Annotated in this window: 21 protein-coding genes; 20 read left to right on the top strand and 1 reads right to left on the bottom strand. The window is 39.3% G+C overall.

The window, feature by feature from the left end:
* Positions 1–5 precede the first annotated feature (5 nt).
* Genes K364_RS0116745 through K364_RS0116735 form a run of 3 tightly spaced genes read left to right on the top strand, consistent with a single transcriptional unit; the run spans position 6 to position 2166 of the window.
* The gene (locus tag K364_RS0116745) at positions 6–893 is read left to right on the top strand and encodes a HEAT repeat domain-containing protein (RefSeq protein ID WP_028308975.1); all 888 of its coding nucleotides are present in this window, start codon (positions 6–8) and stop codon (positions 891–893) included.
* Positions 817–1956 carry a mechanosensitive ion channel family protein gene (locus tag K364_RS0116740; RefSeq protein WP_242841734.1) on the top strand — a complete coding sequence of 380 codons (1140 nt, stop codon included), beginning with the start codon at positions 817–819 and terminating at the stop codon, positions 1954–1956. The genes K364_RS0116745 and K364_RS0116740 overlap by 77 nt, the downstream gene beginning before the upstream one ends.
* Positions 1957–1959: 3 nt before the next feature.
* A complete protein-coding gene (locus K364_RS0116735; RefSeq protein ID WP_035269983.1) occupies positions 1960–2166 on the top strand; it encodes a DUF951 domain-containing protein in 207 nt (68 codons plus the stop codon).
* Positions 2167–2209: 43 nt separating this feature from the next.
* On the opposite strand, the gene K364_RS0116730 is transcribed toward K364_RS0116735, so the two are convergent.
* Entirely contained in the window at positions 2210–3838 is a 1629-nt protein-coding gene (locus tag K364_RS0116730) for a BCCT family transporter (RefSeq protein WP_028308972.1), read from the bottom strand.
* Between the two features lie 596 nt (positions 3839–4434).
* Here K364_RS0116730 and K364_RS0116725 point away from each other — a divergent pair.
* The 17 genes from K364_RS0116725 (at position 4435) to K364_RS0116645 (ending at position 25052) form a co-directional block, all read left to right on the top strand.
* Positions 4435–5625, top strand: coding sequence for a trans-sulfuration enzyme family protein (locus tag K364_RS0116725; RefSeq protein WP_028308971.1), 1191 nt, complete (start codon positions 4435–4437; stop codon positions 5623–5625).
* Between the two features lie 62 nt (positions 5626–5687).
* Positions 5688–7136 (top strand): trimethylamine methyltransferase family protein, encoded by a 1449-nt coding sequence (locus K364_RS24565; RefSeq protein WP_051534163.1) that lies wholly within the window; start codon positions 5688–5690, stop codon positions 7134–7136.
* 129 nt (positions 7137–7265) lie between these two features.
* A complete protein-coding gene (locus K364_RS0116715) occupies positions 7266–8687 on the top strand; it encodes a trimethylamine methyltransferase family protein (RefSeq protein ID WP_028308970.1) in 1422 nt (473 codons plus the stop codon).
* 35 nt (positions 8688–8722) lie between these two features.
* Positions 8723–10141 (top strand): sigma-54 interaction domain-containing protein, encoded by a 1419-nt coding sequence (locus K364_RS0116710; protein WP_051534162.1) that lies wholly within the window; start codon positions 8723–8725, stop codon positions 10139–10141.
* 122 nt (positions 10142–10263) lie between these two features.
* Positions 10264–10569: a 30S ribosomal protein S6 gene (gene rpsF, locus K364_RS0116705; RefSeq protein WP_028308968.1), complete on the top strand. Its 306-nt coding sequence runs from the start codon at positions 10264–10266 to the stop codon at positions 10567–10569.
* Positions 10570–10596: 27 nt separating this feature from the next.
* Complete coding sequence (locus K364_RS0116700) at positions 10597–10995, top strand: single-stranded DNA-binding protein (protein WP_028308967.1); 399 nt, start codon at positions 10597–10599, stop codon at positions 10993–10995.
* Between the two features lie 128 nt (positions 10996–11123).
* A complete protein-coding gene (rpsR, locus tag K364_RS0116695; protein WP_028308966.1) occupies positions 11124–11351 on the top strand; it encodes a 30S ribosomal protein S18 in 228 nt (75 codons plus the stop codon).
* A gap of 60 nt (positions 11352–11411) precedes the next feature.
* On the top strand, positions 11412–12386 hold the full coding sequence (locus K364_RS0116690) for a YybS family protein (protein ID WP_028308965.1): 975 nt from the start codon (positions 11412–11414) through the stop codon (positions 12384–12386).
* A gap of 29 nt (positions 12387–12415) precedes the next feature.
* Complete coding sequence (gene rplI / locus K364_RS0116685; protein WP_028308964.1) at positions 12416–12865, top strand: 50S ribosomal protein L9; 450 nt, start codon at positions 12416–12418, stop codon at positions 12863–12865.
* A gap of 16 nt (positions 12866–12881) precedes the next feature.
* Entirely contained in the window at positions 12882–14846 is a 1965-nt protein-coding gene (gene lonC, locus K364_RS0116680) for a Lon family ATP-dependent protease (protein WP_084295986.1), read from the top strand.
* A gap of 17 nt (positions 14847–14863) precedes the next feature.
* Entirely contained in the window at positions 14864–16201 is a 1338-nt protein-coding gene (dnaB, locus tag K364_RS0116675; protein ID WP_028308962.1) for a replicative DNA helicase, read from the top strand.
* 224 nt (positions 16202–16425) lie between these two features.
* Positions 16426–18135 (top strand): hypothetical protein, encoded by a 1710-nt coding sequence (locus K364_RS0116670; RefSeq protein WP_028308961.1) that lies wholly within the window; start codon positions 16426–16428, stop codon positions 18133–18135.
* Between the two features lie 93 nt (positions 18136–18228).
* Positions 18229–19104 (top strand): diacylglycerol/lipid kinase family protein, encoded by an 876-nt coding sequence (locus K364_RS0116665; protein ID WP_035269976.1) that lies wholly within the window; start codon positions 18229–18231, stop codon positions 19102–19104.
* A 13-nt stretch (positions 19105–19117) separates the two neighbouring features.
* Entirely contained in the window at positions 19118–19570 is a 453-nt protein-coding gene (locus K364_RS0116660; protein WP_028308959.1) for a 2-thiouracil desulfurase family protein, read from the top strand.
* Positions 19571–19841: 271 nt separating this feature from the next.
* Positions 19842–21125, top strand: a complete 1284-nt coding sequence (locus tag K364_RS0116655) for an adenylosuccinate synthase (protein WP_028308958.1) — start codon at positions 19842–19844, stop codon at positions 21123–21125.
* A gap of 575 nt (positions 21126–21700) precedes the next feature.
* Positions 21701–23392 carry an L-lactate permease gene (locus K364_RS0116650; protein ID WP_028308957.1) on the top strand — a complete coding sequence of 564 codons (1692 nt, stop codon included), beginning with the start codon at positions 21701–21703 and terminating at the stop codon, positions 23390–23392.
* Positions 23393–23672: 280 nt separating this feature from the next.
* Positions 23673–25052, top strand: a complete 1380-nt coding sequence (locus K364_RS0116645) for an FAD-binding oxidoreductase (RefSeq protein ID WP_028308956.1) — start codon at positions 23673–23675, stop codon at positions 25050–25052.

The following is a 25052-nucleotide window of genomic DNA, read 5'->3' as shown; positions in this document are numbered from 1 at the left end:
ATTTAATGAAAAGCTTATTAGGCAGCCTCAAGAGAAGACTCAAGGATGCAAAGGTAAACAAGCTAATAAGAAAGCTGTTGTCAATGGAGGAAAGGATTTCACCCCGGGTTATTGATGATCTGCAGGGGTTTTCTGATGAAGAGATAACATATGCTTTAAGAGAAGCTTATCCAAGCTTGGAATCATATATGCAAAAGCAGCTCCTTGTTGTATTAGAAGATCGAGGCTACATGAAAATGATTTATGATAAATTAATTAATGGAAGTGAAAGGGAAATACTCTTTTCCCTGGAACTATTAGCTTTATTGAAGCCATTTAAAGCTTTAGATCCAATTTTTAGAAGGCTGGCTGATAATCGCGAGTCCATCCGTTTTGAAGCAGCACATACATTAATACTATACAAGAATAAAAAAGTAGTGAAGTTAGCAGTAAAAGAACTAAAACAAAATAGTCCATATTTGCCTGCAAGGCTGGCTCAAATACTTATGGGCTATGGTTCCCTGGCCGCATTAGAATTAATAAATAATCTTAACAACCCTGAGCTTGATACTGATATGATTGTAGATATATTAATACTAATGTCAGATAAGACAATAGACGGGAGAGTTGCTGAGTGCCTGGCTTCAGCAGATGTAAAAACTAGGATAGGTGCTTTAAAGTACTTTTCTAAGCAAAAGGATGCCAAAAACATTGAGATTTTCACTAATGCTTTAATGGATTGTGATGCGTCTGTTAGATTCCAGGCACTCAAGGGTCTGGAAATTATGGGTACAAGGGAGGCAGTTGAAATCATACAGAAGCACAGGGATGTGATGGATGATGCTCTTAAACAAGCAGCAGTATCCATGGAAGGGGATAGACAAGATGGAGCAATTGCTAAATTATATCAATAATGTTGACATGGGGGATTTGGCTGTAAAGCTGGCATTATCTTTTCTTGTTCTTATAGCGGCTTATTTTTTAATAAGCCTCAGCAAGAAAATTTTAGACAGGGCTATTGGGTATGGGGATAAAGAAAGCAGCTTAATAAACCCTCAGCTAATGCAAATAATATGCACAACATTAAAGGCTGTAGTCTTTTATGGTGGCTTTTTTATAGCTTTGCTTGTAATTCTGGAAATCTTTGAGGTCAGCATTTTTAAATCTGAAGACTTAAAAGGGTTTGGTTTTCAACTAATAAGGGTTATTGCTATTTTTATAGGTGCTAGACTTGTTATTCAGTTTCAGAGGTCCTTTACTACTCATTGGATTTCCAAATCCCAGGAAGATAGTGATAAAGCCTTTTCTCCTAGAATGAAAACCTTAGGGTCACTGGTCAACAGTATTTTAACCTATGGTATTTTCTTTATTGCTGGACTCATGGTACTTGAAACCTTTAACATAAATACCACAGCTATTCTGGCAAGTGTAGGTGTACTGGGCCTGGCCGTTGGCTTTGGAGCCCAAAACCTGGTTAAAGATGTTATTTCTGGTTTCTTTATTATCTTTGAAGATCAGTTCCGTGTAGGTGAGTTTGTGGAAGCTGGTGGTGCTACTGGTGTTGTAGAGGAAATAGGCCTTAGGACAACAAAAATTAAAAGGTGGACAGGTCATTTAGAAATAATCCCCAACGGTTCAATAGCAAGGATTGTCAACTATAGTAGAAGTAATATGCTGGCAGTATGTGTGGTTGGTATTGCCTATGAAATGGATATAGATAAAGCACAGGAAGTGCTTCGCAGCATTTCAGAAAAGGCCTATCAAGAAATTGAAGCCATAGTTGAGGTTCCAGTTGTACAGGGCGTTGTTGAGCTTGCTGATTCAAGTGTCAACATAAGGGTCATTGCCAGAACAATACCAGGAGAGCAATGGGCCACTGAAAGGGCTTTATTGGGAAGATTTAAAAAAGGCTTAGATGAAGCAGGCATAGAAATACCTTATCCACGCAGGGTCATTTACCAAAGGGAGGAGAAATAGCTTATGAGCAAATACAAGGTGTATCCCTTTCAAGTTGGAGACATTGTAAAGATGAAAAAAACTCATCCCTGTGGTAGTGATAGGTGGGAAGTCTTAAGAACTGGAGCGGACTTTAGAATTAAATGCCTGGGATGTACTAGAAGTGTGATGCTTCCAAGGCCAAAATTTGAGAAGTCAGTAAAGGAAATATTGTCAAGCGCAACTCAATAAAAACAACCCCCCTTGAAAAATCATTTCCAGGGGGGTTGCGTTTTTAACTATTAATAGTTTTACCGCCAGTTGGCACATTTGTTGTATCTGTATCATTATCTGTGATTATGGGTTTAACGGTACCATCTGCGTAATAATCTTCTTTAAAGGTATCAAACTTTCTTGGGTTTGATACAACCAGGATTAGTCCTACTGCTACTGCTAGTTCTAGTATCATGGCAGGGAAGCCGCCTAGATTGGACAGCATCTTAATGCCGTCAATTCCGGCAAAACTCAGCATAACCCATGCAACTATTCCTACAGTTAACCCCCATACTACCTTGATAAGGGTTGGTGGTTCTGGGCTATCAGGAGAAATGCAGGATGTACTAATCCCGCCCATTGCAGTTGTATTTGAGTCTGCAGCTGTAACAAATGCCAAGAAGGCAATAAACAGGAAGAAGGGAATAATTAACGCAGATATTGGCAGCTGTCTGAAAATAGTGAAGCCTACCGCTTCTGGTCCTACATTAGTTAATGCACCTAACAAATCTACTCCATTCATCTGGAAATTGATTGAAGTTGCACTAAAAACAGTAATCCAGATAGCACCAAAAATGGCTGGAAAAAAGAAGTTCATTTTAATAAAATCCTTAACAGTATGCCCGTAGGAAATTCTTCCAAGGAACAAAGCAGTTATTGGCGCCCAAGCTAACCAGTTAGCCCAATAAAAAGTTGTCCACCACTGGGGCCACTGATCTCCTGCGGCTGCTCCAGTAAACAAATTCTTTTCAAAGAAGTGGGTCAGGTAATGACCAAAGGATTCAGCGCCAAGGTTTAGTAAAAATGCAGTAGGTCCAAATACGAAGATAAAGGCAATGATACCAAAGAAAACTTTGGTGTTAATATCGGATAGAATACGAATTCCTCTCATTAGTCCAGTAGTTGCAGAAACTATAAAGGTACCTATGATTGCAGCACCAATAATGGCCCAGGTAAAGGGATTGCTGCCAATACCGGCAATGGAGTTTAAACCTCCAGAAATGGTAAGGATGCCCGTTGCCAATGAAGCTGCCATTCCAGCAACTAGAGCATATAGACAGATGGCATCAATAGCCTGACCAGCCTTTCCAATTGCCTTGTCTCCAGCTATTGGAGTAAGGGTAGAGCCCAAGCTAAAAGGTTTTTTCATATTGTAGTAAGCAAAGGCAAACATTAGTGCAGGAACACAATACAATGCATAGGGTGTAAAAGTCCAGTGTAAATACATGGTTGACATTGCAAATATAGCAGCTTCTGCGCTACCTGGTTCTAAACCCAAGGATGCGGGTGGATAAACTAAATGGTAGATGGGCTCGGCAGTGCCCCAAAATAAAATGCCTATAGCAATTGTCGTACAAAGGGTAATACTGAACCACTGCCACTTATTAAGAAGGGGCTTGGCTTTGGAACCACCAATTTTAACCTTGGCAAAGGGTGAAAAATATATTACCAGTACAATTAAAACCATTAGAAATCCAGTCATGCTAAATGCCCAACCAAAGTTTTCAATGAGCCAGTTGTTGGCACCTGTGGTCATTGCTGCAAAGCCTGCTTCATTTACAAAACTGAATATTACGGCCCCGAGCAGCAGCAGGAATGGGGGCCAAAACACTAACGGCTTGATAGAGCTATTGCTAATGTTATTCTTCATACTTTAACCTCCCAATATTTTTTCTTGCTAGGCTAGTAACTCTTCTTTCATCCTCCCCTCAAGTATAGTAGACCTGAAGAAATAGAAATTTAGTTACATTATCTTTATGCAAGAAATGTGCCGTAATACCCTGGAATTATTTAAAAGCGAAAGTAATTGAGCAAATAAGAAATTTCAGAAAAAGTTTTATTCTTTTAAATTTGGTAATGCAGCCAAAGGATGCATGTTTAGTTAGTGACACAAACTCCTATATCCTGTCTAAGCTAGATACTCCAAATCCTGCAACTGAAAATTGCATGCAATAAAGGGCTGCTCTTAGAAGCAAAAGTCTTTTAAATTATAACTTAATAAATGGTGCTATGGCTATAAAATAATATGTGTTGTTAACTTATACTATTTATGATTTAGCTTGAGACTATTTATCACAAGGATTTTGGCTATTGTGGTAGTTATTGTAAAATCTATTTAATAAACAGCTGAGCAAAGATAAAGCAATAGGCACGAATATTGCAATGGATTTACGTTAAAGGGGCATTAATTTGCTTGTTTAACAAATGGGACATAGCATTTAAATAATAAAAAGAGGGGTTGTTTGCATGGAGAAAGATAAGAATTGGAAGCTAAAAACGAAAATAGTGAGAGCAGCCCATTACGGTTGTCCGCAAACTGGTTCCATTGCACCTCCAATTTATCAAGCAGTAAACTTTAAAGTTGATAATGTTGATGATGGAGCAGACAGGTGTAGGAATTTTGACAATGGATACATTTATACAAGGTTAGGAAGCCCTACTCAAACACTTTTAGAAGCAAAAATGGCTGAATTGGAAAATGGAGAAGCTGCTTTGGCTTTCACTACTGGGGTTGCAGCTATTACTGCCACGCTAATGTGCATTTTGAAGCAGGGTGACCATGTGGTAGCTGACGGAACAGTATATAGTGCTACAAATTATTTTTTATCCAATTTAATGACTGACTATGGAATTGAAACCACCTTTGTGGATTGTTCTAATCCAGATAACGTTAAAAAGGCTGTTAAGGAAAATACAAAGATCATATACTTCGAAACACCTGCTAATCCCACTGTGAAGCTAGTAGACCTTAAGGAAATGGCAGCTATAGGAAAAAGTAGGGGGATTATGACTATTGTTGACAGCACCTTTGGCTCACCATATTTGCAAAGGCCTTTAGATTTTGGTATAGACGTTGTAATCCATAGTGCCACCAAATATATTGGGGGCCATGGCGATGTAATGGGTGGTATAGTTATAGGGAAGAAGGACTTGATGGATGCAATCAGGGACAAAACTCTTAAAAACTTAGGTGGAGTTATAAGTCCCTTTGACGCTTGGCTCCTATTTAGGGGGTTAAAAACTTTACATTTAAGAATGCAGAGGCACTGTGAAAATGCCATGGAGGTTGCCAAATTTTTAGAAGGCCATCCCAAGGTTGAAAGGGTATTCTATCCTGGCCTGCCATCCCACCCTCAACATGAGTTGGCCAGTAAACAGATGGATGATTTTGGTGGAATGATAGCCTTTGAATTAAAGGGGGGCTTTGAAGCTGGAAAAACCTTAATGAATAATGTTAAATTGTGCTGGTTAGCTGTTAGCTTGGGAGATGTGGATACTCTTATTCAGCATCCTGCTTCCATGACCCATGTTTATATCCCTCAGGAGGAAAAGTTAAAGGCAGGTATTACTGATGGACTTGTTCGTCTATCTGTAGGGGTAGAGGATGCTGAGGATTTGATCAAGGATTTAGAGCAGGCCCTTGAAATTACAAAGTAGGTTGCATCAAGCATGTCCAATACCATATGATGGAAAAAATGATCTAGGAGGTTTAAAAAAACATGACAAATGTATATAGTCCCTATGCACCACAATTTAGTTTAATGCCCAAAAATGCTTTAGAGGAGATTCACTGGAATAGCTGCAGGCTCCTTGAAACAGTGGGTGTGAATGTTTTTAACACTGAAGCATTAAACCTATTAAAAGATGCTGGTGCCCTGGTTAAGGGAAACCACGTAAGAATACCTACCGGGCTTGTAGAATGGGCATTAAAAGCAGCTCCTTCAAGAATTACTGTTTATGATAGACTTGGCAACCCCAAAATGTATTTAGAGGGAACCAAAAGTTATTTTGGAACTGGTTCAGATTGTCCAAACATTATTGACCACCAAACAGGAATTAGAAGAAAACCGGTAAGAGAGGACATAGCCCTTTCAGCCAAGCTATGTGATGGTCTGCCAAATATAGACTTCTTAATGTCCATGGGCCTTATAACAGATGTTCCAGAAGAAATGGCTTATCTGGAGCAGTTCAATATAATGGTTAATAACTCCAGCAAACCCATGACCATTATAGCTGCCGATGGAAAATGCCTGGAGTATACAATAGAAATGGCTTCACTTTTAGTAGGGGGTCAAGACGAGCTTTCCAACAAACCAATTTTTGTATTGTATGATGAACCCAGTTCACCTCTGCAGCATTCAGATACAGCTGTTGAAAAGCTGCTAATAATGGCTGAGAAAAGGCTGCCAACTAACTACTCGCCAGGGGCCATGGCAGGAGCGACCTGTCCTGTAACACCAGCTGGAGCTGTAATTCAGGCAGTATCTGAGATACTTAGTGGACTGGTAATGCATCAATTAAAAAATCCAGGTGCACCCTTTGTATTTGGTGCAGGCATGTCCCCAATGGATATGGGAAGTATGCAGCCAACCTATTGTGCACCTGAGGCCATGCTTACCCAGGCTGCAGTATGCCAACTAGCACAGTATCATAACTTGCCTTCATGGGGTTTTGCTGGATGCAGCGGCTCCAAGACTGTAGATGAACAGGCCGCTTTAGAGGCAGGAAGCTTTGTATTTATGGCAGGAATCATGGGCTCTAACCTTGTCCATGATTTGGGATATCTTGAATTTGGCCTAACCTTTTCAAATGAGCTTTTGGTAATTTGCAACGAGGCTGTAGGTCAAGTAAGAAGAATTTTAGGTGGGGTCCATATGACTCCTGACCAAATGGCCATAGATGTAATTGAAAAAGTGGGTCCAGGTGGAAACTATCTAGGGCATGAGCATACCTTTAATAATTTCCGCAGGAACTGGCAGCCTGATGTTACAGATAGAAGAAGTTACGAGCAGTGGGTAGACAAAGGCAGCACTACCATGAGACAAAGGGCAAAGGATAAAATTGAACATATTATTGACACTCATACAGTTGCACCTTTAGATGATAAGACAAGGCAAGGATTATTAGATATATTAAGAGAAGCGGAAAAAGACATGGTGAAGAAATAAATTTATATTGATCAAAACCTTTTAACAAATAACGGGATAGAACTCTATCCCGTTATTTGTTACACTAACAGAGAGCATAAAAAATAAAACTATAAATATTTTATTGTGCATTATAAAGGAGGTCTTTAAATGTTTTGGGAAATGAAAGTGCTTTCAAAGGACCAGGTTGAGGAACTCCATTTTCAAACCCTGGAATTATTAAACACTAGAGGTATTGCAATTCACCATGAACCCACAAAGAAATTGCTTATAGAAAATGGTGCTGCAGCTGGCAATGGTGACATAATTAAAATATCCAAAGAACTCATTGAAGATAGATTAAAACTTGCGCCAAAATCTTTTGAGATTAAGGCTCGCAATAGGGATAAAAGTATTACCATTGGAAATGGCGAAACAATCCTGGCGCCTACCGGAGGCCCTGTATTTGTCCATGACCATATACGAGGAAGAAGAAAGGGAAAGCTGGTTGATGTAATTGACTTTTATAAGCTGGCCCAGACCAGCAGCCAGATTCAGGCCGTATGTGCTGGCATTTTAGACCCAAATGATATTAAAGAAGAATACAAGCACCTGGTTTTTATGAAGGAGCTAGTCCAAAACTGTGATAAGCCTCTAATGGGAATGTCCATGGGGGCTGAAGTTACCCAGGACTGTATTGATATAGCAAGAATAGCCGTTGAGCCAGGGCAGGGTGATTGTTTTATCTTTGGAGTAGTAAACACACTATCACCAATGGCATGGGATGAGAGGATGCTGGAGGCTATTTGGACTTATGCAAAGAATAATCAACCTGTTGTAGTGACATGCTGTTCAATGGCGGGCTTTACATCTCCAACCAGCCTGTGGGGAACTATACTACAGAACAACGCAGAAATTATTACAGGCATTCTAGTGACCCAATTAATTAATCCAGGATGTCCAGTGGTTTATGGCAACACTTCCACTATTACTGATATGAAGACAATGAATTTATGTATTGGTGCACCCGAATATGGGCTTCTTACCACAGCCTTCAAGCAGCTGGCAGATTTTTATGGTGTCCCCTTTAGGGGCGGTGGAGGACTGACTGATGGCAAAGAGGTAGACGTGCAAACTGGAGTAGAGTCCACCACCAATCTATTATTCACCTTTGGCAACAATGTAGATGTTGTTTTGCATGGTGTGGGTGTAATGGAGTCTTTTTTAACTGTAAGCTATGAAAAATGGATTTGGGATGAAGAGATAAGTGGTAGAATTAGAAGAATTTTGCAGGGTGTAGACATGGTCCAAAGAAATGATGCCATTTCCCTTGCTGGAGATGTGGCAGCTGGAGGTCATTATTTGGAACACCCAGATACCTTTGCCAGATTCCGTAAGGAGTTCTATGCACCTCTAGTATCAGATCGAAATAATTGGAGCACATGGCATGAAAGAAATAAAAACTCAGTTGAAAATGCCTGGGAAAGGGTTCAGCAGCGGTTGAAGGAATTTGAAAAGCCCGGCCTGGAGGTTGGTGTATTAAATACTCTTTTTAAGCATTTAAGGGCCAAGCTCCCTGAAGAATTGCTGTAAGAATTCTTGCCTTTTAGACAGAGGAGGGAGTTCCAATGGTTGACAAGGACAAAAAGATTAAGGAGTTGGAATTAAGGCTCAAATGGTATGAGACTATTTTAAATACTGTAAGTGAGGGAATTAATGTTGTTGATAAGGATGGGGTTACCACCTTTTACAACGAAGCATGCAGCAAGTTTGAAGGAATTGCTCCAGACAAAGTAATAGGAAAGCATATTATGGAAGTATATCAGCTTGATGAGGATAACGCCGCCTCTTTGCATGTATTAAAATCAGGGTCTCCCATTTATGATAGATACTATTCCTATAAAATAAAGGAGACTAACAAAAGAATTAATATAGTGGCAAGTACAATTCCCTTATTGGACAAGGGAGAAGTGAAAAGCGTTTATTCCATTGCAAGAGACTTAAGTCAGCTTAAGGAAGTATTGGAAAGGACAATGAAGGTAAAGGATACTGAAGTCTTTCCAGTACCATCTATAAATGGGGCAAGGTATTCTTTTGAGCAGATAGTTGCTAAAGGTGATTCCATGATTAGACTAATCAACTCTGCAAAAAAGGCTGCGAAAAATCAGTCCAGTGTTATGATTTATGGGGACACTGGAACTGGTAAGGAGCTGTTTGCCCAGAGTATTCATAATGCAAGCCAAATTTCTGGAGGGAAATTTATAGGTATAAATTGTGCGGCCATGCCTGATACTTTACTAGAAAGTATTTTGTTTGGTACAGTTAAGGGTGCCTTTACTGGAGCAGTTGATAATCCCGGTCTTTTTGAACAGGCCAATGGTGGCACCCTATTTCTTGATGAAATAAACTCAATGAGCATACATTTACAAGCTAAACTGTTAAGAGTTCTTCAAGAAAAAACAGTCAGGAGGCTTGGAGACAACAAAGAAACCCATATAAACTGTAGAATAATAAGTTCAACTAATGTGGATCCCTTGGAGGCTGTTAGTAAGGGAATGCTCAGGCAGGACCTTTACTATAGATTAGCAGTAATCACACTTCACCTGCCGCCATTAAGAGAGAGACAATCAGACATACCATGCCTTATTGAACACTTTATATCCAAGTATAATAAAAGGTTTGTAGAAGAGGTAAAGACAGTTCATGAGGCTTTTTTGAAAATGCTTTTAAACTATCCATGGCCTGGAAACGTTAGAGAGTTAGAGCATGTAATTGAAAGTGCAATGAATATGGCTGATGGTGATTCTGAGCTTAAACTAGAGCATCTGCCAAAATATATTAGAGACAGAATTGAACACAACCAGACTCATAGACAACCTTCTGCATCGGGCACCCTAACGGATATTTTGCTGCAGACTGAAAAAAAGATCATTACCCAGTCATTGGAAAAAAATCAATGGAATATTTCTAAAACGTCCCAGGAGCTTGGTCTCTACAGACAATCCCTGCAGAAGAAGATTAAAAAGCTTGATATTAAAAAGTGGTAGATATTTTACATTAATTTTGCAACAAGCTTGTGTTAGAGAGTACCTTGTGCTATAATTTCCATGGTATTCCCTGCTCCATTCTTGAAATGGGGCCATAGACCATAGGGAGGAGGTGTATATTAGTGCGTAACTACGAATGTATGTATATTTTACATCCTGAACTGTCAGAAGAGGAGCTTAACCAGCATGTGGAAAAGTTTACAAGCATAATAACTGATCAGGGTGGACTTGTAGAAAAGACGGACCTGTGGGGTAGAAGAAGACTGGCCTACGAGGTAAAAAAGCTCAAAGAAGGATATTACGTACTAGTTCTGTTCCAGGGAGAGCCAGCGGCAGCCCAGGAATTAGAAAGGGTATTTAAAATAACAGAAACTGTTATTCGTTACCTTATTGTCCGTTTAGACGATACTGACGCTGTGGAAGAGTAAAAGTGTAATATTTTGGGGGTGTCTTGGTTGCTTAATAAAGTAATTCTTATTGGGAGATTGACTCGAGATCCGGAGTTAAGATATACAGGTTCGGGAGTGCCTGTAGCCAATTTTTCTCTAGCTGTTGATAGGCCCTATGCAAATCAGCAAGGGGAAAGGGAAACAGATTTTATTAGAATAGTTGTCTGGCGTAAATTAGCTGAGGTTTGTGCAAAGAACCTGGGAAAAGGCAGGCTGGTAGCTGTTGAGGGACGCTTGCAGGTAAACAGTTATGAGGCACAGGATGGAAGCAAACGACAGGCCACAGATGTTGTAGCTGAAAATGTACGTTTTCTGGATTGGCCAAAGGATAAGCTAGGGGCATCCAATGACACAGATTTTGGAGAAGAACTTGGAATACCAGATGACAGTGAGTTTCCATTTTAACCTGACTTAGTTGTCGTAAGCTATTATACACAACGCCAACCAAGTCATGCATTAGTAGTTCTAAAAATTTAGGAATAATAGAGCATCTCCTAAATTAAGAATTTCACGCCAAATTAAGGAGGCAAACCATGAAAAAAGATCGTAGGCGCTCACGCCGCAAGGTTTGCAGCTTCTGCGTTGATAAAGTACAGCACATTGACTACAAGGATACGGGACGTTTACGTAGACATATAACAGAAAGGGGAAAAATTCTACCTAGAAGGATTTCCGGTAATTGTGCTCAACATCAACGTCAGCTTACAGCTGCAATTAAAAGAGCTAGACATATAGCTTTAATACCATTTACAATGGAATAGATGGGAAATAGGGGAGCAAAAATTTGCTCCCCTTTGTATAAGGTGAATGGGGTGTACTTTATGGATAACCAAATGAAACTAAACAATTACATAGAAGGGGCTTTAATGGCAGCATTGGCAGCCATGCTGGCTTTAATTGGTCTATATATTACTCCTCTCCAGGTAGTTACGGTATTTGTATGGCTGGTGCCAATAGTTGTAGTATCAGTAAGAAGAGGCTTTTATACAGGTGTTTTGGCCATGATTACTGCCGCCATATTGTTGATAATATTAGCTACCCCTTGGAGAGCATTTATTTACCTTGTTCAATTTGCAGGCCTGGGTATTGTATTTAGCTACTATTTCAGCAAGAGGGCTGATTTTTCAAAGATTATAATGATGGGAACAATAGTAGTTGCCATTTCCACTGTAATATCCTTTTTATTAAGCTTTCTAGTGCTGGGTTTAAGTATATCCGAGCTGTCAGCTGCCTTTGAAGAAACCACAGAAAGCGTTCTGCTCATGTATGAAAGAATGGGAGTCCTGGACAGGCTTCAGGAGCAGGGCTTAACCAGGGAGGAAATAAGCAATACTGTTATGAATCTATCAATTATGGTAGCAAGATTAATACCAGCCACTATGGTAATTTATGGAATGATGGTGGCATTTGTTACCTATTTTATTACTCGCAAGACCCTGCAGAAGTTAAAGCTACAGGTTAGTGAGCTCCCCATGTTTCGTCATTGGCAGATACCATGGTATTTTGTATGGGGCGTGATTGTAGGCTTGGCCTTTCTGCTGTATGGGGATTTTACAGATTGGGAGATAGGTAAAATAATAGGGATGAACATTATGTACATGTATTCGCCTATACTCTTTATTCAGGGGTTATCAGTATTTGTATTCTATTATCATAAATGGAAGATTCATATCTTACTTAAAGTTCTTTTATTGGGTATAATTGTTTTAAACATTCCGTTAACATTAATGGTATTATTAATAACAGGACTATTTGACCCCTTGTTTAACTACCGTAGATTGGGAATAAAGCAATAAAAATGAAAGGCTGGAAGGGTGTGTTATAAATGAAGGTGATCTTAATGCAGGACGTAAAAAAGTTGGGGAACAAGGGAGATGTAGTAAATGCATCAGATGGATATGCAAGAAACTATTTATTTCCCAGGAAACTAGCCATTGAAGCTACTCCACAGAATCTGCAAGGCTTAGAGGCCATGAAACAAAAGCAGGATAAGCAGAAGGAGTTGGAAAAAACAAAAGCCAAAGCTGATGGAGATAAACTGACTAGAAGCCCATTAGTTATTGCTGCTAAGGCTGGAGAAAAGGGCAGACTTTTCGGGTCTATTACCACTATGGAAATTGCGTCTGTAATCATGGAGCAGGTTGGAATCAAAATAGACAAAAGAAAGATAGAACTTCCGGAACCAATAAAAAATCTGGGAGAATATAAAGTAAAAATTAAACTGCATCCCGAAGTTCATAGGGAAATTAACATAACCATTAAAGCAGCAGAATAAAGGGAAGGAGTTACTTATGCCTAGTATGATGGAAAATCTAGCAAAGGATTTTGAAAAGGACATTAAGCTACCACCATTAGAAAAGACAGGGTATAAAATTGACATAATTGACAGGATAAAAGCTATTTTCACTATTTTATGTGATTTGTATGGTACTGATAGGTTGGTCCTAAAAGCAAGCAAGCTCAATGCTTTAGATCTGTTAAATTCAACACGTGTTGGAGAAAGGCTGCTGGCTTTACAAAAAATCATTATGGAGGATCCCACTATTGATGAGATTCCCTCGGCAAAAAAGGCAGGAAAGGTTTTAGCTGTCCTTGAGGAGGGTATAGCTGAACAGATTGCACTGCGTACTGTAGAAGAAGAGTTAGAGCGGAAAATTGCACTTAAAATGCATGAGCGCCAGGAGGAATATTATCAGGAGATAAAAATGCAGATTCTTAAAGAGAATCAAAATCCTGAGAATGCCCAAACTCTAAAAAAGCTGGCAATTTTAGAAAAAAAGGATTCTATAAGTCTTGCCAAATCTGCCATGGAAATGCTAAGACCCACAGAATTAAATGAAATTGTTGGCCAGGAAAAGGCAGTAAAAGCACTGCTTTCAAAGCTTTCCTCTCCCTATCCCCAGCATATCATACTATATGGGCCGCCAGGGGTAGGAAAGACTACGGCAGCTAGAATTGCTCTGGATGCTGCCAAAAAATTAAAAAAGTCACCCTTTGAAAAGGATGCACCCTTCATTGAGGTTAATGGTGCTACTTTAAGATGGGATCCAAGGGAAGTGACCAATCCCCTTCTTGGATCAGTACATGATCCAATTTACCAGGGTGCCCGCAAGGATTTGGCTGAAAGTGGAATACCTGAGCCAAAGCTTGGGCTGGTAACAGAAGCCCATGGTGGAGTTCTATTTATCGACGAAATAGGAGAACTAGATCCTATATTATTAAATAAACTGCTTAAAGTTCTTGAGGATAAAAGGGTTGAATTTGAATCGTCTTATTATGATCCTAATGATGATAGAATACCACAATACATTAAAAAAATATTTAATGAAGGCGCCCCTGCAGACTTTGTCCTTATAAGTGCTACTACTAGAAGTCCAGATCAGATTAACCCTGCTATACGGTCACGATGTGCAGAAATATTTTTTGAACCTTTATCACCAAATCATATAAAGCAAATAGTAGGCCAATCTGCAAGCAGGCTAGGTATAGACTTGCATCCAGTGGTCCCAGAGATAATTAGTGAGTATACCATTGAGGGTAGAAAAGCAAACAATATTCTGGCTGATGCTTATGGCCTGGCACTATATAAACAGCAAACCCGTAAAGGCAGACCTCCCAAAAGTCTATTTATTACTAAAGAGGATATTTATGAGGTTATTCAGAGCTCCAGGCTGGTACCGTATGTTACAATGAAGGCAAATAAAAAACATGAGATTGGCAAAGTGTTTGGACTGGGTGTATCTGGATTTGTTGGTTCAGTCATTGAGATTGAGGCGGTAATCTTTCCTGCAAGGGAAAAGAGTAAGGGTTCAATAAGGTTTAATGATTCAGCTGGAAGCATGGCAAAGGATTCGGTATTTAATGCAGCTTCAGTAATTAGAAGGATCACTGGAGAAGAGCTATTAAATTATGATGTCCATATTAATGTTATTGGTGGAGGAAATATCGATGGTCCTTCAGCAGGCCTGGCTATTTGTTTGGTGCTGTTAAGTTGTATCAAGGGGGTACCCCTTATGCAGGATATAGCCATAACAGGTGAAGTTTCTGTACAGGGCAGGGTAAAACCAGTTGGAGGGATTTCGGAAAAGATTTATGGTGCAAAACAGGCAGGAATGACTAGGGTTATTATTCCCAAGGAAAATGAAAGAGATTATCCTGCAGACCTTAAGGGAATAGAAATTGTTGCAGTCTCCACAGTAGAAGAGGCACTAGAAAACCTGGCTATTCATAACCTTCAAGGAGAAAAGGTTTGCTAAAATCAGGAGGCACAAAAATGAGTGTTGTAGAAGAACGGTTGCCGCCCCATAGTATAGAGGCTGAACAGGCAGTATTAGGTGCCTTGATGATTGACCCGGAAACCATCTATTCGGTTGTTGATATTTTAAAACCGGAGGATTTTTACAGGCAGGCACATAGAGTTATATATCAGGTTATCCTTGAGCTAATAGAAAAGAATAAACCAGTAGATATGCTCACTGTTGTAGAAGCTCTGAGGCAGAACAATAAAATAGAGGAGATTGGAGGAGCCACGTATATAGCAGCTCTGTCTTCCTCTGCTCCTACTTCTGCAAATATCAGCGTTTATGCTGGAATTATCATTGAAAAGGGAATTTTACGTTCACTGATAAGTGCTGCTTCACAAATTGTGCATAAATCATATCATGGCAATTTAGATACTGCAGAGCTCCTTGATGAAGCTGAAAAGATTATCTTTGAAATTGGCCAAAAAAAGCATAAGGAAGGCTTTAGTCATATTAAAGATATTCTTGTGGAAACCTTTGACCAGGTGGAAAAGCTTACCCAGCATAAAGGTGATGTTACTGGAATACCTACCTTTAAAGACCTGGACAAGCTCTTATCCGGCCTACAAGCAAGTGACTTAATTATTTGCGCCGCACGACCTGCCATGGGAAAAACGTCCTTTTGCATGAATATTGCCCAGAAGGTGGCATGTGGGAGTAACACTACTGTTGCAATCTTTAGCCTGGAAATGTCAAAAGAACAGTTGGTACAAAGGTTATGGGCATCAGAGGCAATGGTGGATCAGCACAAGCTTAGAAGCGGCAATTTAAATGAGGAAGATTGGAAGAGGCTAATTCGGGCTGCCGAAGGGATTTCAGATGCTCCTATATTTATCGATGATACCCCTTCCATTTCAGTAATGGAAGTCAGGGCAAAGGCTAGAAGGCTAAAATCTGAAGCAGGACTTGGATTGATAATTGTTGACTATTTACAATTAATGAGAGGGTCTCGCAGGGTAGAGAACAGGCAGCAGGAGATATCTGAGATATCACGATCTCTTAAAGGCCTTGCCAGGGAACTGGACGTGCCAGTTCTTGCACTTTCACAGCTAAGCAGGGCAGTGGAGCAGACCCATGATAAAAGACCAAACCTGAGCCACTTACGTGAGTCAGGAGCACTGGAACAGGATAGTGATGTGGTTATGTTCATCCATAGGCCTGATTATTTTGACCCCGAATCCGAAAAAAAGGGAATAGCTGAAATAATTTTAGCTAAACACAGGCATGGCCCTACAGGAACTGTTGAGCTTGTTTTTTTACCGGAGTTTACAAAGTTTGTTGATTACGCTAAAGGGAGTCCCGAGGCTTGATTGAAAGCCTTGTGGCTTTTTTTAATATGCAATCAAATTAAAAAAATTCATAAAAGCTTCATAAACTTTCAATATATAAGTAACAAATTAATGTTACACTATGAACAATTAATTATTTTAAGTAAAAATATAGTCTATTTTTTCACTTATTATGGTATAATATGGTAATTAGATGGAACTTTTTTGGTGTTTTTATAGTCTATAAATATAGGAGGGATGTCACTATGGGATTATCAAACAAGTACATATTAATATTGGTAATATTCTTTGCTTTTTTTGTCCTATTAGTTGGCTGCTCGCCCTCTAACATTGGCATGGTGGATTCCAGGGACAACCATGATAAGCAAATAAAAGAATCAACCATAGAAGATGATACTGATGGACAAAATAAGCCAGAGGGACAAACTAAGGATGAAGCTGGCAATAGAGCTTCTCAACCCGAACCTAATTATACAGACAAGAATGCCTCATATGCGCCACCAAAGGGTTCTTTTGTCCTTGGGAAATATTCTTCTCCAAATCAATTAAATAGTATTACCCTTTGGGGCTGGCATGAGCTAAACGGTATTGATTTGCAGGTGGATTATATTCTATGGGACTGGAATAGAAAAGAAAATAAAAAGCTGTTTACTCTTGTTAAGGAAAATAGAAGGAATGACAAGGCACCTGTTATTTGGCTGGATGATAATAGAGTATTAATTGAAGGTATACATTTATATCATGTAAACAACCAAGAAATTAAACAACTCGGACCCAATGAAATTAACAAGCTTCATGATTATGCAGTAGATGGGCAAAATTCAAAAATAGCCATTGTAGGGCAAAATGATGATTATATGGGAGTATGGTTAATTCATATTGAAACAGGATATATTCAAGAAGCATCTCTTTTTGATAGAGACTATTCTGGCGACTTGGGGTTTTTTAAGGTAGTATGGGGTGCAGACAATACTATCTATTTTGATGGCGTGGAGGCAGGTGTGGCTACAATATATGAGTATCAATTTGATAATTATGAACTTGTACCCTTATATACCCATGCTAAATTAATTGATTTTAATAAGCAAACAGGCAGCATAAATTATCTGCAGCTGGAGAGTAAAAAGAGCAAGGAAAGAGAAATATCAGGCTCTGATGAAGAAAGGGCTATATTAAAAAAAGCTGCGGATTATTTGAATGAACTGGGCTTTAAAGTTGGCAATGATCCAGGGAAAATATCAATGGCAGTTGATAATATTTTTGGAGATAAAGCAGTGGTGCTTTATGGCTTCTGGTCCTCAGAGTTCCTGGGGGAAATAGTATTAAAGAAGATTAATGCTAATTGGCAGGTGGATTTCGAAAGACAAAGGTATTATCTTCCATACCAGAGCAGATTTGCTGAAGCTAGTGAATTTTTATCAATTCATGAAGGATTCAGGTATGGGGACGAACCAGGAAAAAGTATTATAGGTAGCCCCTATTGGAATGATCAGCTCATAGTATTCCTTGTAGGTGATTATGGAGAGCCATGGGAGTGGGAATACCATGTTGCAAGGAGAAATAATTCATGGGTTATAGATAAGAAAATACAATTAAAAGGTGAGGTGGCTGATTGGTGGGCCCAAGGCTCTCCCACAAAGACAGTACAGGATTTTTTAGAGAATATTTTTAAGGAAAACTACTCTCTGGCATATAACAGTATCCATTCAGATGGCAATTCTTTGACCTTGGAAGAGTTTAGATTTGAAATGGTTTCTTTACAATCTAAAATGAAATCTATTGACTTTGATCTGGGAGAAAACCGTGTCCAGCAGAAAGAAGGCCTGGCAAGTGTTCAAGTATGGTTCATAGGAGAAAGATACAATCAACATGAAATCTTTTATGGAAGGTTGGAGCTAGTAAAGGTTCAAGACAGCTGGAAAGTCACCTGGCCTTTAAATATCCTGGGAATCTAGTGCAAAAAGCTCCAGGGGAGAAAGCTATGAAAGGATTTTGTAGAATTATCACGAATAACTATGATTATCACAGTTATTTGGAGGGCTAAAAAAGTGAAGACAGCGGTCATAGTTAACCCTATTGCAGGAAGAGGAAAATCACCTGCTAGATGGAATGTTCTTAAAAAGGAGCTAACTGACAATAGCTTACATGTTGAAGAGTTTTTTACCAAATCAAAGGGCATGGCAGCTGATTTGGCTGAACAAATACAAAAGGCAGGCTACACAAGGCTCATGGTAGCCGGCGGAGATGGAACATTGCATGAGGTAATAAATGGTCTTAATCTGCCAGCTAGTATTGAGGTAGGTATCCTGCCTACTGGTACCGGTAATGATTTTGCAAGGGCTGTAGGGATTACTTTTGAAAAGAACCTTGCTTTGAAATTAATCACAAAGGGCAGAACCAGGTTAATTGATTTAGGAGAAGTTAATCAAAGAAAGTTTATTAATATTGCCGGTGTAGGATTTGACGCTCAGGTAGCCCATGAGGTAAATGCAGGCTTTAAGTTTGTCTCAGGTACTATGGCCTATCTCATGGCTTTGGTAAAGGTTATGTTAACTTATAAATCATTACCTATAGATATTTTTATTAATGACACAAAACAGACAGAAGAGATTCTGTTTTTTTCTGTGGCAAATGCTCCTTATATAGGTGGAGGAATGAAAATTGTTCCCCAGGCAGTAATAGATGATGGACTATTTCATATTTGTCTTGCTCAAAAGGTTAATAGGTTAGAGATATTAAATACCCTTCCTAAAATCTATAAGGGGAAACACATTGAACACCCCAAGGTACATATGATGACAGCAAGGGAGTTGAGTCTTAACTCAAATTTTCCATTGCCATTACACGCTGACGGAGAATTATTGGGGACACTGCCAGCCTATTTTAGAGTTCTGCCTGGGATTTTACGTTTATTAGTTCCATGAAAGGATTAGCATTATGATATTAATTAGCGGTTGTTTACTGGGAATAAACTGCAGATATAATGGAGGCAATAACTTAAAACCCGAACTTTTAAAGCTGATGAAGGAAGGCAAGGCTGTTCCTATATGTCCTGAACAATTAGGCGGAGCCCCTACACCAAGGCTTCCCTGTGAGATTGTTGGAGGAAACGGCCTTGAAGTTTTAGAGGGTAGGGCAAAGGTTATTAATAAGCTGGGGGAAGATGCTACAGAATTGTTTGTTAAGGGGGCCGAAGAGGTTCTAAAGATTGCTGTGGCATCAGGAGCCTATGCAGCAATACTAAAGGAGAGGAGTCCATCCTGTGGTGTAAGGGAAGCATACGATGGAAGCTTTACTGGAAAAACCATTAGTGGTATAGGGGTAACGTCGGCCATATTAAGAAACAAGGGAATTAAACTCTTCACGGAAGATAAACATCCCTACCGCTAGACATACTGTTAAGCCATATCTGTTATTGACTTCCAGATATATCTATGGTAAAATATTACGGGTTAAGAAGATATTTGGAAAAGGTTCTACTCAAATAAAAGGCTATTTGTTGAGTCCTGTATTTGGGTAATTTTTATGTAAAAATGGGCAACTAAAAAATTTTAATATATTAATAATGGAAAAAGGTAATATTATTACCAAAGAATTATAGGATAAGGTTGAAATCAGGCTAAAAAGACCAGGGGTCTAGTTTAGGGAGGTGAACTGCACAATGTCTGCAGTTGTATTGGTAGGAGCTCAATGGGGAGATGAGGGAAAGGGAAAGGTAACCGATTTCTTAGCTAAAAAAGCAGATGTAATATGCAGGTATCAAGGGGGAAACAACGCTGGGCATACAGTAGTGGTGGGTGATAAGACATATAAATTACACTTGATCCCGTCGGGAATACTATATCCCGGAAAGTCTTGTATTATTGGTAACGGTGTTGTTCTTGACCCACTTGTTCTATTTAAAGAGTTAGAGTACCTACAGCAAAACAATATTGAAAGTGACGCGCTTAAAATTAGTGCAAATGCTCACCTTATTATGCCCTATCATAGGTTATTGGATGAGCTTCAGGAGGAAAAAAGAGGCGAATTTAAGATAGGTACGACAAAAAGGGGTATTGGTCCATGTTATATGGATAAAGTATCTAGACTTGGTATAAGAGTGATAGATATAATGGATGCTGAAGAATTTAAAGAAATTTTAGAGAGAAATCTAGAAGAGAAGAACTTCTTTTTAAACAGAATTTATGGACATAAAGGTTTTGATTTTAATGAAATGTATGAGACGTATCTAGATTATGGACAAAAAATGCAGCCATACCTGGTTGATTGTTCTTTGTTCATTAATAAAGCGTATAATGATGGAAAAGATATTCTTTTTGAAGGTGCTCAAGGAACACTCCTTGATGTAGATCATGGCACATACCCCTTTGTTACATCGTCTAATCCTACCTCAGGGGGTGCTGCTATTGGGGCTGGTATAGGGCCCACAAAAATCAAGGGAGTTCTTGGCGTTGTCAAGGCTTATACAACAAGAGTTGGTGAAGGACCATTCCCAACTGAGTTAAAAGACAGTATAGGCGAACAATTGCTCAAAGCAGGTCAAGAATTTGGAACTACTACAGGTAGAGCTAGAAGATGTGGATGGTTTGATGCCATAATTCTCAGATACTCTGTACGTATAAATGGTATATCATCTCTTGCTGTTACTAAATTGGATGTACTGGATGGTCTTGATACTATAAAAATTTGTGTAGGCTACAAATATAAGGGAGAAATGCTTAAGGAATTTCCCCAAAGCATTAAAAAATTGTCAAGCTGTGAACCAGTATATGAAACATTGCCAGGCTGGAAGCAAGTTACCTCCCAGATTAATGAATATAAAAAACTTCCCCCAAATGCCAAGAGGTACATTGAAAGGATTGAGGAACTAGTTAAGGTTAAGGTTAATATAGTATCTACAGGTCCAGGCAGAGAACAAACAATGGTTTTAGATAAGATTTTCTAATAAAAGCTTTTAAGCAACTTTCTAATAATGAAGGTTGCTTTTGTGTTTTAACAATATATTTTACACTATCAGAAAGCATAAGTTCCATAAGGTAGATAGTGGTCGGCTAAAACGCAGCGTCCTGCTGCATAGCCGACATTAGAACGTCCTGTTCGTCATTCACTAGACTAAGGCTTCCGCCGACGTCAAGGACTTGGCGCAAGCCAAGTTTTGTTTTATAATTTGCATCAGAATTATCCTTAAGCAGCAAAACAGTATTGTACTTAAAGAATATTGTCATAAAAATATTTAATTAATAAAATTGTAAAATGTCTGACATTTTAGGGAGGAATTTTCACATCAATGTATAATATATGTTAAGAAAGGGTGGTCGAGAAGGATATCAGCCTAGTGGTCAGGCCAATATTTTAAAAAAGAGGATCTGGTCTTTTTGGATTTGCACCTGGCTGCCTTAAAACTGAGGAGGTGGATAATAAAAAAACATAAAAAAGGTATACAAAGGTATACATTATAAAGGGTATATTGTATACGGGAAGTTAATTATGTGAATATTTCTAAAAAGGAGGATTTATTTTATGGGTCTTGGTGTTTTAGCGCTTTTGGCATTTACGCCTATTCTTGTTGTATTTATTTTTCTGGTATTTTTAAGGTGGCCTGCAAAACATGCCATGCCGATAGCATGGGCATACACAGGAATCATGGGTTTGCTGGTTTGGAAGATGGACCTGGTTCGTGTTATTGCTTCTAGTATACAAGGTGTAGTAATTGCCGTATCAATTTTATACATTGTTTTTGGTGCAATTTTAATGCTTAACACCTTGACATATAGTGGTGCTGTTACCACTATTCGTCGTGGTTTTATGGACATTACCCCGGATCGTAGAATCCAGGTTATAATTATAGCTTTCTTATTTGGTGCTTTTATTGAGGGTGCTGCAGGCTTTGGTACTCCAGCTGCTGTTGCCGCTCCTTTACTTGTGGTGCTTGGCTTCCCAGCCCTTGCTGCAGTTCTAGCAGCTCTCATCATCCAAAGTGTGCCAGTATCCTTTGGAGCTGTCGGCACTCCAATGCTTATAGGTGTTAGAACCGGCTTAGATAACCCAGTTGTTCATGAGTATATTGGTGTAGCAAGTGCAGCTGATCCTGGTTATCTAGAATATGTTTATATGACTGCTGCAAATGTGGCTGTTCTGCATGCTATAGTAGGTACACTTATTCCCCTAGCAATTTGTATGATGCTAACTAGATTTTTTGGCAAGAACAGAAAGTTTTCAGAAGGTTTAGAGGTTCTTCCCTTTGCAATATTTGCAGGATTAAGCTTTACAATTCCATATGTTTTAGTTGGCGTTTTCTTGGGACCTGACTTTCCATCGTTATTAGGTTCTTTAATTGCCTTACCAATAGTTATTACTGCTGCGCGTAAGGGCTTCTTAATGCCCAGCAAGCCCTGGGACTTTCCACCAGAATCTGAGTGGGAGTCTGACTGGATGGGTTCCTTAAGACCAAAGCTAGAAGAAGAAAGGGCAAACATGACCCTTTTCAAAGCATGGGTTCCCTATTTAATAGTTGCTTTATTGCTTGTACTTTCAAGAATTGTTGACCCTCTTAAGGCTGCTTTAACTGCCCCAGGTGTTACACTATGGGTGAGAAATATTATGGAGACTGGTATCAGCCAGAATTGGCAGATACTGTACTCTCCAGGCACAATCTTCATTGTCACAGTAACATGCTCCTTCTTCATTCTGGGCATGAAATGGGAAGAAATGTCCAAGGCAATCTCAGTTTCTGCCAAAACCATGATAGGTGCCAGCGTTGCTTTAGGTTTTGCAGTACCAATGGTTCGTATTTTTATTAACTCTGGTGTAAATGCCTCAGGCTTCGATAGCATGCCAATAGCGTTAGCTCAAGGTGTTGCTGCTGTAGCAGGCTCTGCCTGGCCAGCCTTTGCAGCTGTAATTGGAGCTTTAGGTGCTTTTATTGCAGGCAGTAATACTGTTAGTAACATGATGTTCTCCCTGTTCCAGCATGGAGTAGCTACCGAAATTGGTGTTAATGGAGCATTGGTGGTTGCCCTTCAGGCTGTTGGTGGGGCAGCAGGCAACATGATTTGTGTACACAACGTTGTTGCAGCATGCGCTGTTGTAGGTTTAGTTGGAGTGGAAGGTAAGCTTATCAAGTGGGCTCTAATTCCCATGACCTATTATCTGGTGGCTGCAGGTATTTTAGGTATGACTGCAGTTGGACTAGGATTAGGCTTTGGGTTCTAAATAAATAACAATTAATAACATACCTAATAAATGACAAATGCGGGAATTGCCTTCCCGCATTTGTCTCAATTTTATTATACTATCAGTAATTATAATGTCAAAAATTTTGAAATTATTTTTTTATATAAAGGCTATCCATAAGTCATAATATTAAAAAGCAAGTCAAATCATGCTATAATATGTTCAAAGCATATAATATATAGGTCTATTATCAACCGGAATGGTCTGACCATTAGGCTGCTGGAATTGTATTGAGTATTAATAAAAAGGAGGTTTTTCTATGGAAAAGAATTTTATTAATGAGTTGACTAACCTGCTGGGAAAAGAAAACGTTATTACTGACAAGGAATCGCTTCATTGTTATTCTTATGATGCTACTGCTGATATGCCATCTGAAATGCCAGATGTGGTAGTTACCCCAAACACCAGAGAGCATGTTATAAGTATAGTGAAATATGCAGCAAAGCACAAAATACCCATTTATACAAGGGGTGCTGGTACAAATCTAAGTGGCGGCACAATTCCAATTAGGAAGGGTATTGTAATGTCCATGCTTAAGATGAATAGAATTTTGGAAGTAGATGCGGAAAACCTCACAGCTACAGTAGAACCAGGAGTGGTAATTCAGGATCTAAATAACGCTGTGGCAAAGCATGGTTTAATCTACCCTCCTGACCCAGGGACGGTTACAACTGCCACCATGGGTGGAAGTGTTGCCGAAAACTCAGGGGGATTAAGGGGACTAAAGTATGGTGTTACTAAACATTATATAATGGGCCTTGAAGTAGTTTTGGCAAATGGTGAGGTAATGAAATGCGGCGGCAAGACTGTAAAGAATGTTACAGCTTATGACATGGTGAAGCTATTTACAGGTTCAGAAGGAACATTAGGTATTATCACTGAGATAATTGTTAAGCTCATACCTGCACCTGAAGATAGAAAAAGTATGTTAGCGGTATTTAACAGTCTGGACGATGCTGCGAATACAATTACAGGAATTATTGCTAACAAGGTAATACCTGCCACTTTAGAAATAATGGACAATGTTACCATTAAGACAGTAGAAAACTATGCTAAGGTGGGATTGCCATTGGAAGCAGAAGCTGTTTTACTAATAGAGGTTGACGGCCTTCCGGAGGTAGTAGCTAAAGAAGCTGAGGCTGTTGCCAGGGTTTGTAAGGAAAATAATGGTGAACTTAGGATTGCCGAAACAGCAGAGGAGAGAGAAAGGCTGTGGACTGCTAGAAGGGCTGCCCTTCCTTCTTTGGCCCAGGTTAGCCCCACTACTGTTTTAGAAGATGCTACTGTTCCTAGAAGCAGGATACCTGATATGCTAAAAGCGTTAAATGAAATTGCCAAAAAATATGATTTAACCATTGGTACTTTTGGCCATGCAGGTGACGGCAATTTACACCCAACTATCCTAACTGATGAAAGAAATAAAGAGGAAATGGAACGTGTTCATAAAGCTGTAGACGAAATCTTTGCAGTAGCCCTGGAATTAGGTGGTACTCTATCTGGAGAACATGGTATTGGAATTGCAAAGATGAAATACTTGGAGCAAGAATTTGGACCGGCAGGTGTTGAAGCCATGAAAGCTATAAAGAGAGCCCTGGATCCTGACAATATATTTAACCCTGGCAAAGTTGTAAATATCTAA

This window comes from Desulfitibacter alkalitolerans DSM 16504, from assembly GCF_000620305.1.
Classification (GTDB): Bacteria; Bacillota; DSM-16504; order Desulfitibacterales; family Desulfitibacteraceae; genus Desulfitibacter; species Desulfitibacter alkalitolerans.
The sequence above is the reverse complement of the archived record's forward strand: the minus strand, read 5'-3'. Positions and strand labels throughout refer to the sequence as shown.

What these genes read in the sequence shown, in the direction of transcription:
- K364_RS0116745 (WP_028308975.1), top strand. Translation starts at nt 6, where the DNA reads ATGAAAAGCTTATTAGGCAGCCTCAAGAGAAGACTCAAGGATGCAAAG.
- K364_RS0116740 (WP_242841734.1), top strand. Translation starts at nt 817, where the DNA reads ATGATGCTCTTAAACAAGCAGCAGTATCCATGGAAGGGGATAGACAAG.
- K364_RS0116735 (WP_035269983.1), top strand. Translation starts at nt 1,960, where the DNA reads ATGAGCAAATACAAGGTGTATCCCTTTCAAGTTGGAGACATTGTAAAG.
- K364_RS0116730 (WP_028308972.1), bottom strand. Translation starts at nt 3,838, where the DNA reads ATGAAGAATAACATTAGCAATAGCTCTATCAAGCCGTTAGTGTTTTGG.
- K364_RS0116725 (WP_028308971.1), top strand. Translation starts at nt 4,435, where the DNA reads ATGGAGAAAGATAAGAATTGGAAGCTAAAAACGAAAATAGTGAGAGCA.
- K364_RS24565 (WP_051534163.1), top strand. Translation starts at nt 5,688, where the DNA reads ATGACAAATGTATATAGTCCCTATGCACCACAATTTAGTTTAATGCCC.
- K364_RS0116715 (WP_028308970.1), top strand. Translation starts at nt 7,266, where the DNA reads ATGTTTTGGGAAATGAAAGTGCTTTCAAAGGACCAGGTTGAGGAACTC.
- K364_RS0116710 (WP_051534162.1), top strand. Translation starts at nt 8,723, where the DNA reads ATGGTTGACAAGGACAAAAAGATTAAGGAGTTGGAATTAAGGCTCAAA.
- rpsR (WP_028308966.1), top strand. Translation starts at nt 11,124, where the DNA reads ATGAAAAAAGATCGTAGGCGCTCACGCCGCAAGGTTTGCAGCTTCTGC.
- K364_RS0116690 (WP_028308965.1), top strand. Translation starts at nt 11,412, where the DNA reads ATGGATAACCAAATGAAACTAAACAATTACATAGAAGGGGCTTTAATG.
- rplI (WP_028308964.1), top strand. Translation starts at nt 12,416, where the DNA reads ATGAAGGTGATCTTAATGCAGGACGTAAAAAAGTTGGGGAACAAGGGA.
- lonC (WP_084295986.1), top strand. Translation starts at nt 12,882, where the DNA reads ATGCCTAGTATGATGGAAAATCTAGCAAAGGATTTTGAAAAGGACATT.
- dnaB (WP_028308962.1), top strand. Translation starts at nt 14,864, where the DNA reads ATGAGTGTTGTAGAAGAACGGTTGCCGCCCCATAGTATAGAGGCTGAA.
- K364_RS0116670 (WP_028308961.1), top strand. Translation starts at nt 16,426, where the DNA reads ATGGGATTATCAAACAAGTACATATTAATATTGGTAATATTCTTTGCT.
- K364_RS0116660 (WP_028308959.1), top strand. Translation starts at nt 19,118, where the DNA reads ATGATATTAATTAGCGGTTGTTTACTGGGAATAAACTGCAGATATAAT.
- K364_RS0116655 (WP_028308958.1), top strand. Translation starts at nt 19,842, where the DNA reads ATGTCTGCAGTTGTATTGGTAGGAGCTCAATGGGGAGATGAGGGAAAG.
- K364_RS0116650 (WP_028308957.1), top strand. Translation starts at nt 21,701, where the DNA reads ATGGGTCTTGGTGTTTTAGCGCTTTTGGCATTTACGCCTATTCTTGTT.
- K364_RS0116645 (WP_028308956.1), top strand. Translation starts at nt 23,673, where the DNA reads ATGGAAAAGAATTTTATTAATGAGTTGACTAACCTGCTGGGAAAAGAA.